The sequence below is a fragment of the Gemella sp. GH3 genome, assembly GCF_013415425.1.
In the GTDB taxonomy this organism is placed as follows: Bacteria; Bacillota; Bacilli; order Staphylococcales; family Gemellaceae; genus Gemelliphila.
On the sequence record NZ_JACBYC010000029.1, the window covers coordinates 1 to 14,156 of the forward strand.

At 26.6% G+C, this 14,156-nt stretch carries 15 protein-coding genes; all 15 read right to left on the reverse strand.

Annotation, left to right across the window (positions count from 1 at the left end; genetic code table 11):
• Window positions 1-1,127: leucine-rich repeat domain-containing protein (locus tag HZY83_RS00515; RefSeq protein ID WP_179942164.1), on the reverse strand; the 1,127-nt coding region annotated here is incomplete at its 3' end.
• The gene (locus tag HZY83_RS00520) at window positions 1,108-2,670 is read right to left on the reverse strand and encodes a glycosyltransferase family protein (RefSeq protein ID WP_179942165.1); all 1,563 of its coding nucleotides are present in this window, start codon (window positions 2,668-2,670) and stop codon (window positions 1,108-1,110) included. The genes HZY83_RS00520 and HZY83_RS00515, both read right to left, overlap by 20 nt.
• 16 nt (window positions 2,671-2,686) lie before the next feature.
• Window positions 2,687-3,634, reverse strand: a complete 948-nt coding sequence (locus tag HZY83_RS00525; RefSeq protein ID WP_179942166.1) for a glycosyltransferase family 2 protein — start codon at window positions 3,632-3,634, stop codon at window positions 2,687-2,689.
• Window positions 3,635-3,652: 18 nt separating this feature from the next.
• Complete coding sequence (locus tag HZY83_RS00530; protein WP_218925284.1) at window positions 3,653-4,678, reverse strand: L-threonylcarbamoyladenylate synthase; 1,026 nt, start codon at window positions 4,676-4,678, stop codon at window positions 3,653-3,655.
• 14 nt (window positions 4,679-4,692) lie between these two features.
• Window positions 4,693-5,478 carry an energy-coupling factor transporter transmembrane component T family protein gene (locus tag HZY83_RS00535; protein WP_179942167.1) on the reverse strand — a complete coding sequence of 262 codons (786 nt, stop codon included), beginning with the start codon at window positions 5,476-5,478 and terminating at the stop codon, window positions 4,693-4,695.
• Window positions 5,471-6,355, reverse strand: a complete 885-nt coding sequence (locus tag HZY83_RS00540) for an ATP-binding cassette domain-containing protein (protein WP_179942168.1) — start codon at window positions 6,353-6,355, stop codon at window positions 5,471-5,473. The genes HZY83_RS00535 and HZY83_RS00540 overlap by 8 nt, the downstream gene beginning before the upstream one ends.
• Window positions 6,331-7,161, reverse strand: a complete 831-nt coding sequence (locus HZY83_RS00545) for an energy-coupling factor transporter ATPase (protein ID WP_179942169.1) — start codon at window positions 7,159-7,161, stop codon at window positions 6,331-6,333. The genes HZY83_RS00540 and HZY83_RS00545 overlap by 25 nt, the downstream gene beginning before the upstream one ends.
• Before the next feature lie 102 nt (window positions 7,162-7,263).
• Window positions 7,264-8,907 (reverse strand): formate--tetrahydrofolate ligase, encoded by a 1,644-nt coding sequence (locus HZY83_RS00550; protein ID WP_179942170.1) that lies wholly within the window; start codon window positions 8,905-8,907, stop codon window positions 7,264-7,266.
• Between the two features lie 24 nt (window positions 8,908-8,931).
• The gene (trmL, locus tag HZY83_RS00555) at window positions 8,932-9,408 is read right to left on the reverse strand and encodes a tRNA (uridine(34)/cytosine(34)/5-carboxymethylaminomethyluridine(34)-2'-O)-methyltransferase TrmL (protein ID WP_179942240.1); all 477 of its coding nucleotides are present in this window, start codon (window positions 9,406-9,408) and stop codon (window positions 8,932-8,934) included.
• A 3-nt stretch (window positions 9,409-9,411) separates the two neighbouring features.
• Window positions 9,412-10,767 (reverse strand): signal recognition particle protein, encoded by a 1,356-nt coding sequence (gene ffh / locus HZY83_RS00560; protein ID WP_179942171.1) that lies wholly within the window; start codon window positions 10,765-10,767, stop codon window positions 9,412-9,414.
• Between the two features lie 10 nt (window positions 10,768-10,777).
• Window positions 10,778-11,101, reverse strand: coding sequence for a YlxM family DNA-binding protein (gene ylxM / locus HZY83_RS00565; protein ID WP_179942172.1), 324 nt, complete (start codon window positions 11,099-11,101; stop codon window positions 10,778-10,780).
• Window positions 11,102-11,241: 140 nt separating this feature from the next.
• Window positions 11,242-11,691 (reverse strand): signal peptidase II, encoded by a 450-nt coding sequence (lspA, locus tag HZY83_RS00570; protein ID WP_179942173.1) that lies wholly within the window; start codon window positions 11,689-11,691, stop codon window positions 11,242-11,244.
• Between the two features lies 1 nt (window position 11,692).
• Window positions 11,693-12,340 carry an endonuclease III gene (nth, locus tag HZY83_RS00575; RefSeq protein WP_179942174.1) on the reverse strand — a complete coding sequence of 216 codons (648 nt, stop codon included), beginning with the start codon at window positions 12,338-12,340 and terminating at the stop codon, window positions 11,693-11,695.
• Entirely contained in the window at window positions 12,324-12,857 is a 534-nt protein-coding gene (locus tag HZY83_RS00580) for a DnaD domain protein (protein WP_179942175.1), read from the reverse strand. Before HZY83_RS00580 ends, nth begins: the two co-directional genes overlap by 17 nt.
• Window positions 12,857-14,143 carry an asparagine--tRNA ligase gene (asnS, locus tag HZY83_RS00585; RefSeq protein ID WP_179942176.1) on the reverse strand — a complete coding sequence of 429 codons (1,287 nt, stop codon included), beginning with the start codon at window positions 14,141-14,143 and terminating at the stop codon, window positions 12,857-12,859. Before asnS ends, HZY83_RS00580 begins: the two co-directional genes overlap by 1 nt.
• Window positions 14,144-14,156 lie beyond the last annotated feature (13 nt).

Below are 14,156 nucleotides of genomic sequence, written 5' to 3' on the forward strand. Positions count from 1 at the left end.
ATATAATTTTTTATTGTGAAATATTTGCCTACTGTATTTCCTACAATTTCTACCTTTTTATCAATATTTTGAGTCTTTTTATAATCTTCATTATATTCTCTGAAATTGTCTTGACTATCTTTGGAAACATTAGTGTTTATAAGTGATACATAAAAAATATATTTTAAGTTATTTAATGAACTTATATCAGAAACTATAGTATCACTAATAGACAAGCTAGATAAGTTTGTTGCCGTTGATAAAATAGAAATATTACTAAGTGATTTATTTCCATCTAATATTAATCTGTACAATTCGTTTTTATGTTCAAGAGAAGTTATATCCGTAACATTATTTTTTGCAAGACTTAACTCTGCTAGTTTTTCTAAATTTTTTAACGCAGATAAATCATCTATATTATTTTTATCAAGAAATAACATTCTCAAGTTTGTTAAATTAGCTATAGGAGATAAATCTTTTATTTTATTTTCCTCTGCGAATAAGCTTTCTAATTTTGTAGCTGTTTTTAAAAAATTAATATTTTCTATACCTAAACCTGTTATTTTTAAAGTTCTAATTTTAGATAAATCTACTTCTTCTGCTATTGAATTTTTTAATATCCCATTATATGATATGTCTAATTCTTCAACAGGTATATTATTCAAAAATTCTAAGTTAGTTATTATATTCTTTCTTATTGACAATTTTTTCAAATTTGTCAACTTACTTAAGCTATTTGCATCTTTTATTTTATTATTATTTATATTTAAATCTTCTAATGTAGTAATTTTCGATATAGGAGTTATATCTTCTATAAAGTTATTCGCCAAATTAAGATTTTTCAAATTAACTGCATTTTCTAAGCCTTCTAGAGAGAAAATATTAGCCCATGGCAAATATAGAGTTGTAAATTTACTCATCATACCTTTTGTAATTTTGTCATCTCTATATTCTTTATCTATATGAAACTTATAATATTCTAATATTGCTTCTTTTAAATTTAAATCACGAAAATATATTTCTTCTGTTTGGTCTACTTCTTCTTTTTGAGGAAATGGTACGTAGATATCTGTTGCATTAATACTAGGACTAACCAAGCAAATAAGAAGTCCTATACTTGTTATAGATTTAAGAAATTTTTTCAACATAATTTTTTCCTCTTTTCTTATTATAATATTTTACAACTATATCTTTAGTAATATTAAATCCATAAGCAGCCAATGGTATTAAAAAAATAAAATAAGGGAATATATATCTACTTTTTGCTTCCCAAACCATATGAAATATAGTTCCACCTATAAATGATATAGGAATAATCAGGTAATTTTCTTTTTTCTTTTTAAAAGTTATTAGAGCAAAAGCCATTGTAAATACATAAATAAAGATTTGCATAATCTTCATTATAAAAAACAAAATCTTATTAGTAGTACCAAAATATAACTCTTTTAATATTTTATTTTTTATTGCTATTAATATATTTCCTTCTTCAACATCTTTTTGTGGCACTGTTATAACTAAACTCTGAAAAGTAGGTTCTATAAATTGATTTTCATATTTTCTAACATAAAAATCAAGTGCATATTTAGGATTTTTTTGAAAAACATCAACTCTTTGCATAATTGATTTTTTCGAAATTTCAACTACTTTATCATTATCATAGTCTTCTTCTGTCATAATATCATAATTAAATTTATTCCACCATCCTGCTTCTCTATCTCCTTCTTGCATTCCCATCGCTATCCAAGATATCTTATTAACTCCTTTGGGAATATCTTTTTGAGACGCTACTGAATAATAATTTTCTATAGTACTCTTTGCTCCAGTCATAAATATAAGAGTACATATCATAAATAATAAAATCTTTTTATCAAATTTCTTTATTAGTAGAATTACTGCAACAGAAAATATAGCTAGCATATTTATAAGATTGTTACCAATTAATAAAATAGCAACATTTATAGAAAGTAGTACTATTACTAAATCATACCAATTTTTTGTTTTATAATATTTTATAAAATGATAAAATGCCAAAAGAGTTAAAAACATTCCTGGTAATGTACCATATATGAATGCTACATAAAATACTAATGGAAAACTAAATAATGTTAAGATAACTGTTATATAAGCAGTATCTTCATTATTAAATAAAATATTTGATATTTTGTATAACATAAATAATATATAACTTATTGAAAAACATTGCAGTAAATATAATATAAATGTAACTCGTCCAAATATTGCAAACAATATTTGAAACATAAATACTGTAGTTATTTGATGAGAATAAATGTATAAATAATTATTACCTTTTTCTAAGCCAGTATAATTACCTCTTAAAAAATTGCTAGCTTGGTCTATAACATTAAAAGGATCATATTGAACATAATCTCGTCTTAGTATTGCAAACAATAAACTCACAATGAATAAATAAATCATTGCTAACAAAACAAATCTTTTTATTCCTATTATCTTTTTGATATATTTAGACAAAAAAAATAGTGCTATACTGAACAATATAACTAATACAATGTTCAGTATAGTATTATCGTGTGAATAATAAAGTGTTTCTTGATAATCACTAGGAAATATTGCTGTTTTAGTCAATACTAAAAAAGAATTTAATGCCATTAATATAAAAAATAAAATGGCTACTAATGATACTAGAAATTTTGAAATTAATTCTTTTTTCATAAGGCTCCTTAGCAAATTATTTATTTAAAAATTTTTCAACAATAAACCTTGGTCTTTCTTTTGTTTCTAGATATATTTTTCCTATGTATTCTCCAACAATACCTAATGACATCATAATCATTCCTCCTATAAACCATATAGAAATCATTAAACTAGACCAACCCTTACTTACATTACCAAATAAATAGCTCAATATGCTATAAACAAAGAATATAATAGATACAAAAATCATTAAAAATCCTGCTATAGTAATAAATCTAATCAATTTAACAGATAATGATGTTATTCCTTCAAATGCAAAAGATAGCATTTTTGATAATGGATATTTACTTTCTCCAGCAAAACGTTCTGATCTTTCATAAGTTACAATATCCGTAGGATATCCTATCATAGGAACTAATCCACGTAAGAATAAATTAACTTCTTTAAATTCTGCTAAACCTTCTAAAGCTCTTTTACTCATTAAGCGATAATCAGCATGATTAAATACTGTATTTGCTCCTAGTTTTTCCATTACTTTATAAAAACCTTCAGCAGTAAATCTCTTGAAAAATGTATCTGTTTTACGAGCAGAACGTACTCCATAAACTATATCTTTACCTGACAAATACTTTTTCATCATTTTGTCCATAGCATTAATATCATCTTGTAAGTCAGCATCCATAGAAATTGACACATCGCAATAATCTTTTACAGTCATAAGTCCTGCTAAAAGAGCATTCTGGTGACCTCTATTTCTACTTAGATTAATTCCACTAAAAATATCATCTTGATTATGTAATTCTTCTATCATTTCCCAAGTTTTATCTTTGGAACCATCATTTACAAAGACAACTCTACTATCAGATGAAATTAAATTATCATCCATCATACTGTTCATTTTCGTTTTTATTCTTTTAGCTGTCTCAAACAAAACTTCTTCTTCGTTATAGCAAGGTATAACGACATACAATTTTTTCGACATAAATTTAACCTCTAATTATTATTTTTTACTACTTGCTTTTCTTAGTCTATTTACAAGTGCTTTTGATTTATCTGTTTCTAATATATCTAGGATATATATTTTCTCTACATTTTCATTATCATACTCCCTTAGAATATTATACAGATTTTTATTACATTCTTCAATATTTTCTTCACTGTCAGCTAAATATTTTATATTCACACTAAAGTTTTCTAATTTATTTTTCATATTTTCATAAGTTATAAACCCTATTTCTGAACCTTTGTTTTTTAAAATATCTAATAAACTATCTTCACTACCTGTATAAATTATTAAGTCAGCATCAGGAGAATAATGTCTATACTTCATACCTGGGGATATTATCTTTGTTACATCTTCTTGATTGTTATAATAAATCGATCCTTCTCCTAATACTTTTTCAATGTCATCTTTTGTTATACTACCTGGACGAACTATAGCAAAAGGATACTTGGTACAATCAATAACGGTGCTTTCTAATCCTAATTCTGATATTTCTGATTTTATTATTACATCTATTTTTCCATTCAAATCATTATAGACATGTTCAAATTTTGTTGGAGAAGGCTTTCCACTAGTATTAGCACTAGGTGCAGCTAGTAAAACATTAGTTTTTTCTAAAATTAATCTAGCTACTTTATTTTTAGGCATTCTAACCGCTAAAGTATCTAATCCTGCTGTAACATTTTTTGATATTATTCCTTTATTTATAATAGGTAAAATTACAGTCATAGGACCTGGCCAAAAAGCACTTATTAATTTTTTTACATTCTCATTGTCAAGACTGACAATATTGTCTAATTGTTCTAACTTAGCAAAATGAACTATTAAAGGATTATCGCTAGGTCTGCCCTTAGCTTTATAGATATTTTTAGTACCTTTGTCATTAGTAGCATCAGCACTGAGTCCATAAACAGTTTCTGTCGGGATGGCTACCAGTTTACCTTTTTTATAGTAATCTTTTAATTTTTCAAAAATTTGATTATCATCTATATTTATTTCTATTATTTCTGTTTTTATACTCATCTATACTCCTAATTTTATATAACAATAAATAATGTTAATAGTAATATTATAAAATATCCTAAATAATCATAATTGGTATACTCTAGTTTTCTATATTTTGTTCTCTTCATATCAGGATTATATCCTCTTACTTCCATAGCTGTAGCTAATTCATCTGCTCTTTTTAAAGTAGCGATAAATATAGGAATTAATATAGGAATAAAATTCTTTACTTTTTCAATAATTCCTGAAGCACGTATATTAGCTCCTCTTGAAACTTGTGCATTTATTATTCTGTTAGTTTCTTCCCCTATAGTTGGAATAAACCTTATTGATATAGATAACAGCAAAGAAAACGTAGCTACATTAATACCTAATTTATTTAATGGCTCGAGTCCCTTATCTACTGATGACATTAGTTCTGTAGGAGAAGTAGTTATCATAAATATAATCATTATAGCTACAACTAAGAAAAACCTAATACATATTAATATAATGTTATATATTGCTCCACTATAAAGATTGAAGCTTGAAATAGTTAGTATTATATCTCCTGATTTGTTAAAAATAATATGAATTATCCCTGTGAAAAATACTATAAATAATATTGACTTAAATCCAGACAGTAGGTATTTTAAATTAATTTGTGCTAAATACTCTACTACAAATAAAAAAATAAATAAAATAATGAATTCTGCTATCGTTCTAGCTATAAAAATATTTATTAAATAAACAATCGTTCCAATTAATTTAACTCTAGGATCTAAATTATGAATGATAGTATTTGCTGCTATATACTTACTAAAAAGAGAATTATTCATTTTTTTGCTCCAATCTACTCATAATATCTTTTAGTAAGCTTTCGTAATCATAATGTAGTTTTGATAAAACTACTCCTCTTTCTTTTAAAGCATTTTGAAAATCTATTATTTCAGGCAATGATAAGTTGTACTCCTCCTTAGAAAGGATATCAACAAATTCATCTTTATCTTTTGTTTTTACTACAACTTCTCCATTTTTCATTATAACAATGTCTGTAGCATATTTTAATACAAACTCCATATCATGCGTTATAAATACAATAGTTATATTTTGTTCTCTATATATTTTATTTATAAGGTTCATTAATTCATTTTTACTTTTAAAATCTAATCCTATAAAAGGTTCATCCAGAATCAAAATATCTGGACTTTGTGCCAAAACACCACATAAAGCAACTTTTCTCATCTCTCCTCCAGATAATTCAAAAGGAGATTTTTTTAAATACTCTTTGTTTAATCCTATCATTTCTATTAGTTCATAAGCTCTTTTTTCAGAATCTTCTTTAGAAATTCCATAATTTATTGGAGCAAACATTATATCTTCTAAGACTGTATTAGCAAAAAGTTGTTGTTCTGAAAATTGAAACAGCATTGCTACTTTTTCTCTTATTTTAACTAAATTTTTCTCTAATAATTTATTTTCTTTTCTAGTTTTTTTCTTTTCTATTGTAAAGTTATTTAGTTTAACAGACCCACTATTAGCTATTAATATTCCATTAATGTGCTCTATCAAAGTTGACTTACCACTACCAGTCTTTCCTATTATTGCAGTGAAACTTCCACTAGGAATTTCTAAACTAACATTTTTTAAAACTTTATTTTCATAAGGAGTTTCTGGATTATAAACAAAATTTACTTCTTCGAAATTAACTTGCATAACTTCTCAATTATATCCTCCTTACTATCTTTTTCAATAAAAATATCTTTATTACAAATTTGATTAATATCTTTTTTTAATTTTTCTAAAAAAGGGATTGCTATATCATATTTTTCTAATAAATATACTAAATTATACAAGTTAGCAGATTTATCGTTAATTACTATATTTCCTTTATTAAGTAATATAATGCTATCACTATATTTTATTTCATCAACATCATGAGTAATTGATATTACAGTAATATTTCTTTCAAGTTGTAGTTTCTTTATGTACTTTAATAATTGTTTTCTTGCTTTAGGATCTAACATACTCGTTGCCTCATCTAGGATCAATATTTTAGGATATAGAGCTAATGCAGAAGCTATAGCTACACGTTGCTTTTGACCTCCAGATAAATCTTTCGGTTCTTTTTTTCTTAGATTTTCCATATCAACAGCAATGAGCATTTCGGTTATTATCTTTTCCATATCATCTCTTGAAAAGTTTCTGTTTTCAAGACCAAAGGCAATATCTTCTTCTACAGTGTTACCTACAAATTGACTGTCAGGATTTTGAAAAACTACTGCTAAATCATTAATAATATTTGAGAAATTATCATCTGTAAGTTCTTCGTTATTATAATAAATACTACCTGAATTTTGCTTTACTTGACCGTAAATTAATTTTAGCAAAGTTGTTTTACCACTACCATTACTTCCCAAAATAGTCAGCCATTCTCCTGTGTTAATTTTAAAATTAATATTTTTTAATATATAGTCATCTGTGCTAGTGTATCTAAAAGATACATCTCTAAATTCTAGCATAAATAGCCCCTCTCTAAAGTATATCATCTTATTATAACACATATTAAATTTAAAAACTATATAATGACAATACTAGACTTCATTATATAGTTTTAATTATATTTAAAAAATATTCACGATATTTTCATTTTCATCTATATCAATATTTAGTGCATTTGGGGTTTTAGGTAATCCTGGCATTGTTAATATTTTATTAGTGTACACAACTATAAATCCAGCTCCGCTTTTTAACTTAATATCTGTGATTTTAACTGTGAAATTTTCAGGTCTCCCTTTTAAATTTGGATTATCCGATAGAGATAGCGGTGTTTTTGCCATACATATAGGTAATTCTGAAAATCCTAATTTGTTAATATTATTTATCTCTTCTAGACATTCTGGAGTTAATTCTACTGCAGTTGCACCATATATTTCCTTGCATACTGTCTCTATTTTTTCTAAAATAGATTGATCATCATTATAAAGGTATCTAAATTTTTGATTATTACTTTCTATTAATTTAACTACTTTATTAGCTAAATCTGTAGCTCCTTCTCCTCCTTTAGAAAAGACCTCTACTCTAGAATATATAATTTTATTATTTTTTGTCCACTTTTCTATAAATGATAATTCATTTACCGTATCTGTAGCAAAAACATTCAAAGCAACTACTACAGGAACATTAAATTTTTTAATATTTTCTATATGCTTTTCTAAATTAGATAATCCTCTATTTAATGCTTCTATATTTTCTGCTGTTAAATCTTCACCTGAAGTTCCACCATGTAATTTTAATGCTCTTATAGTAGCTACAATTACTGTTGCCTTAGGTTTTAAATTAGCTTTTCTACATTTTATATTGAAAAATTTTTCTGCCCCAAGATCAGCACCAAATCCTGCCTCTGTAACTACATAATCTGCATATTTAAGAGCAGTTTTAGTTGCTATAATAGAATTACAACCATGTGCTATATTAGCAAACGGTCCACCATGAATAATAGCCGGATTATTTTCTAAAGTTTGAACTATATTAGGTTTAATAGCATCTTTTAAAATAGCTGTAATTACACCTTCTATTTTAAAGTCTTTTATATATAACGGTTCTTTTTTTGATGTATATGCTACTATCATGTTAGATATTTTATTTTTTAAATCTTGTATATTTTCTGAAAGACATAAAATTGCCATTATTTCACTAGCTACTGTAATATCAAAGTTATCTTCTCTTTTAAAATCATTATTAACTGATATTTCAATATTTCTTAAAGCTCTATCATTCATATCTAGTACTCTGTTAAATACAACATTAGCAATATCTAACTCATTACCTTGAAAAATATGATTATCAATAACTGCAGAAATTGCATTATTAGCAGTAGTAATTGCGTGCATATCTCCAGTAAAGTGTAAGTTAATATCTTCCATAGGTACTACTTGAGCATATCCTCCTCCAGCGGCTCCTCCTTTCATTCCTAAAACTGGACCTAAAGAAGGCTCTCTAAGTGCTACACATGATTTTTTCCCTATTCTATTTAGTCCGTCTGATAATCCTATAGTAACAGTAGATTTTCCTTCGCCACCAGCAGTTGGATTAATTGCTGTAACAAGAATCAAATTACTATTACTGTATTCTAAATTATCTACTTTTATTTTTGCTTTATAATTACCATACAATATTAAATCTTCTTCTTTAATACCTATCTTATTAGCAATATCTATTATATTTTTCTTATTACTTTCTGTTGAAATTTGAAAATCAGTCTTCATACTACTCTCCTAATTAATTATAAATTAAATCAAATTTTTGAAATTTTGTTGTCGTAATGCTTCATATATTAGCATAGCTGCAGTATTTGACAAGTTCAAAGAGCGTACTTTATCTGTCATAGGGATTTTTAAAGTTTGATTTTTATACTTCTCTCTAAAGCTTTCTGGAAGACCTTTTGTCTCTCGTCCAAAAATAAAATATAATTCTTCATTATTTTCATTAGAAAAATCAAAATCAGAATATACCTTGTTACCAAACTTAGTGATTAAAAAATAATTTTTACTATCCGTATTTTCTAAAAAATGATCCAAACTATCCCAAATAACTAAATCTAAGTGTTCCCAATAGTCAAGACCCGCTCTTTTTAAGTGCTTGTCATCAATAGAAAAACCTATAGGCATAATTAAATGTAATCTTGTTCCTGTACCTACGCAAGTTCTAGCAATATTTCCTGTATTAGCAGGAATTTCTGGTTGAAAAAGTACTATATTATTCATAATTATTTAAAAAGGAAGCTTCCCTCCAAACATTCTTCCTAATCCCTTTCTTTTTGATTTATCATTCATCATACCACCGAACTGTTTCATCATTTTTCTCATTTCTTCAAACTGTTTGATAAGTTTATGAACTTCACTTATAGGTCTTCCACTACCTTGAGCAATTCTTTTTCTTCTAGGTACATTAATAATATCTGGATTTTGACGTTCTTCTATAGTCATAGATTTTATTATTGCCTCTATATAGATAAATTGTTTCTCATCTATTTGTGACATATCTATACCTTTAAGTTGTTTCCCCATTCCAGGAATCATTCCTAGTATATCTTTTAATGAGCCTAATTTTTTAATTTGATTAAGCTGTGTAAGAAAGTCTTCAAATGTAAATGTTTGATTAAGCATTTTTTCTTGCATTTTCTTTGCTTCATCTTCATCTATACTAGATTGAGCTTTTTCTATAAGAGTTAGAACATCACCCATACCCAAAATTCTAGATGCCATTCTTTCTGGATGGAAGTATTCCAAATCATTCATTTTTTCTCCCATACCAACAAGTTTTATAGGTTTATCAGTTATAGATTTTATTGATAGAGCCGCACCACCTCTAGTATCTCCATCTAATTTAGTTAATACTAAACCTGTAATATCTAACTGTTCATTAAATGATGTTGCTATATTTACAGCTTCTTGTCCTATCATTGAATCCACAACCAAAAGTATTTCATTTGGATTAGTGACATTTTTAATATTTTGTAACTCTTCCATTAATAGCTCATCTATATGTAAACGACCTGCTGTATCTATTATCACATAATTAAAGTAATTTTCTTCAGCATATTTTAACCCGTCTTTTACTATATCTACGGGATCCTTATCTACATAAAATACTGGAATATCTAGTTGTTTTCCTAATGTTTGTAATTGCTGAACAGCTGCTGGTCTGTAAACATCTGCTGCAATTAACAAAGGTTTTTTCTTTAATGTTTTCTTAACCTTTAATGCTAATTTCCCAGCAGTAGTAGTCTTTCCTGCACCTTGCAATCCTACCATCATAACAGTAGTCATTTTTTTCCCTTGAGTTAATTCTGATGATTCTCCGCCCAAAAGTTCTATTAACTCTTCATTAACTATCTTAACTATTTGTTGAGCAGGAGTTAATGATTTCATAACATCACTACCTACAGCTCTTTCACTAATTCTTTTTACAAAATCTTTTACGACCTTGAAGTTTACATCAGCCTCTAACAAAGCCAATCTGACTTCTCGCATCATTTCTTTTACATCTGATTCTGTAACTTTTCCTTTACCAGTTATTTTCGCAATTGTATTTTGTAATCTTTCTGATAAATTTTCAAATGCCATAAATTTTCTCCTAATCTTCTAATTTTATTAGTTGCTCTACAAAAATATCAATATCTTTATCATTATTTATTTTTTTTATTTCATTAAGTAAAAACAATCTTTCATTACTTATTTTTATTAAATTTAACTTTTGTTCAAATTGTTCTAACTCATTTATAGTTCTTTTGATGTTGTTAGATATAGCTTGTTTAGAAATACCATAATTCTCTGATATCTCTGCTAAAGATAAATCATCAAAAAAATAATTTTTCATATACAAGCTTTGTTTATCACTAAGTAAATCACCATAAAAGTCATATAGTTGCGATATTTTAATTATTTTATCTAATTCCATAATTATCTCCATCAAAAATATAAATACCTTTTTAATATTTTACCACAGTGTCTTTAATTTGTATATGTAATAGCAAATAAAGAAGAAGTAAAATAAAATATATTATACTAATACGTTTATATTTTATCCTACTTCTTTAACTATTCTTCTCTATATATTTTTATCGCTAACAATAATGCTCCTATACAAATAAAAGTATCTGCAAAGTTAAATATTGGAAAATTATATCCTAATATATTAAAATCCAAAAAATCAACTACTTCTCTTAATCTCAATCTATCTATAAAATTACCTATAGCTCCTCCTATTATTAGAGAAAAAATAATGTAATCAAATTTATTAAAATTTTTCTTTGATTTTAAAATATAGATAAATATTGCCACAAGAAACAAAATAGTAGTTATTATAAAAAATAACCTACTATCTTGTAAAATTCCCCAGGCTGCTCCTCTATTTCTATGAGAAGTTATAAAGAAAAAGTTGTTTATTATTGTAATACTTTCTCCTAAAGTCATATTTGTAAGAATAAAATATTTAGATATTTGATCTACTGCAACAAAAATAATTGCAAAAAGAAAAATTAAGAACATACTAATCTCCTAGTTTATTATATTTACAAATATCTTTTAATTCACAATTAAGACATTCTGGTTTCTTAGCCTTACACTTATAACGTCCAAAGTGAATTAATTGATGGTGAATTTTTGACCAATTTTTCTTAGGAAAAATAGACATCAATTTTTTCTCAACAGTTAACGGTGTATCTTTGTCCTCCGCTAGACCTAAACGTTTTGAAATTCTTTCTACATGGGTATCCACTGCAATAGTTGGAATATCAAAACCTACAGACATCACAACATTTGCAGTCTTTCTTCCTACACCTGGTAATTTTATTAACTCTTCTCTCGTTGTAGGAATAATATAGTTATAATTGTCTCTTAACATTTCTGCTAATAGCTTAATATTTTTAGATTTTGCTTTGTATAGCCCCAATGATCTTATATATTCTTCTATATCATTAACACTTGCTTCAGCATAATCGTCAATAGTTTTAAAGTCTCGAAATAAATTTACTGTCGCTCTATTAACATACTCATCTTTACATTGTGCTGATAACAGGACAGCTATCAACAATTCCAAATTGTTAGTAAAATTTAATTCACATTCTACATTTGGATAATTTTTATCTAAGTATCTTTGAATTTTATTGATATTTTTTTTATTATTTAATCCAGTCATAATTTAGAATATCATCCTCATTTATGTCGTCATTTAATTCAGCAGTAGTATTATTTAATATAGAATTTATATACTTGATATTTTTGACACTTTTAGAAATATTAAATGCTTCTTGAATATCTTTTTTTGTGAACTTATTATCTATCCACGTTCCAATAATATCTATCTCCTGCGGCGTTAATATTCTATTCACCCACTTTTCAGTTAATGACAGTAACTCTTTCAAAGTATAATAATTATCTTCTTGATTTGATATTAAAAATATTATTCTTTTAGTTTCACTAATTTTAATTATATTTTTTTTATAAAGAGATTGTAATTTTGATAACAATTGTTCTTCTGTTATTGACAATTCTTTTGAAAATTGTTTAGCATCAAATTGACGATCTCCTTGTTCAGAAATATAACTAATTTGTAACAAAAAAAGCATTTCATCAGCAGTTATTTTGTAGTTATTAAAATTTAGTAATAAGTCTTTATTTACATAAAGACCTTCTAATTTCAAGTTTTTCATCATTATGGAGTTAGCCTATTAAGTAATCTTGGGAATGGTATAGTTTCTCTAACATGACCGTTACCAGTAATCCAAGCCACTGTTCTTTCTAATCCTAATCCAAATCCAGAATGTTCCACAGAACCATATTTTCTAAGGTCAAGATACCATTGATAAGCTTCTATATTTAAATCATGCGTTTCTATATTTGATAATAATATATCATAATTATCTTCACGCTGTGAACCACCAATTATTTCTCCGTATCCTTCTGGAGCAATTAAGTCCGCACAAAGAACTACCCCTTTTTCATTAGGATCTTCTTTCATATAAAATGGCTTTATTTCTTTTGGCCAATGTGTTATAAATACTGGTTTGTTATAACTATTAGCAATAAAAGTTTCATGAGGAGAACCAAAGTCTTGTCCATACTCTATGTCATCAAAGCCATTATCTTTTAATAATTTTATTGCATCTTTGTATTTTATACGTGGAAATTTCCCAGTTGCTGATTCTAGCGCCTCTATATCTCTTCCTAGTACTTTTAGTTCCGTTATATTCTTTTTAAGAACATCTTTTATTAAATAGTTAACATATTTTTCTTGAATATCTAAACTTTCATCATGATTACAAAAAGCCATTTCTGGTTCTATCATCCAAAATTCAATTAAATGACGTCGAGTTTTTGATTTTTCAGCTCTAAATGTTGGACCAAACGAATACACTTTTCCAAAAGACATAGCACAAGCTTCCATATAAAGTTGTCCTGACTGTGATAAATATGCCTCTTCATCAAAATATTGAGTATTAAATAACTCTGTAGTCCCTTCTGGAGCTGATGAAGTTAAAATAGGAGGATCTAATTTTAAAAATCCTTCTTGTTCATAAAAGTCATATGTTGATTTAATTATTTGATTTCTTATAGTCAAAATAGCATGTTGTTTTTTAGAACGTATCCATAAATGACGATTATCCGCCAAAAATTCTACTCCATGATCTTTTGGGGTAATAGGATAGTCTGTTGCTACACTAATAACTTCAAAATCAGTAATTTCTAATTCTATTCCAGAAATCTCTCTTTCATTTTCTTTAATAATTCCTGTAACTTTAATAGAAGTTTCTTGAGTCAGATGACGTAACACTTGATATCTATCATCACCTAATGCTTCTTTTAAAGCTACTGCTTGTATAAATCCTGCTCCATATCTTAACTGAAAGAACGCAATTTTTCCGCTACTTCTTTTATTGGCAATCCACGCTCCTAACGTAACTTGTTCCCCAATTTTTTCTTTTAAATTGTTAATATTCACCTTTTTATCTCCT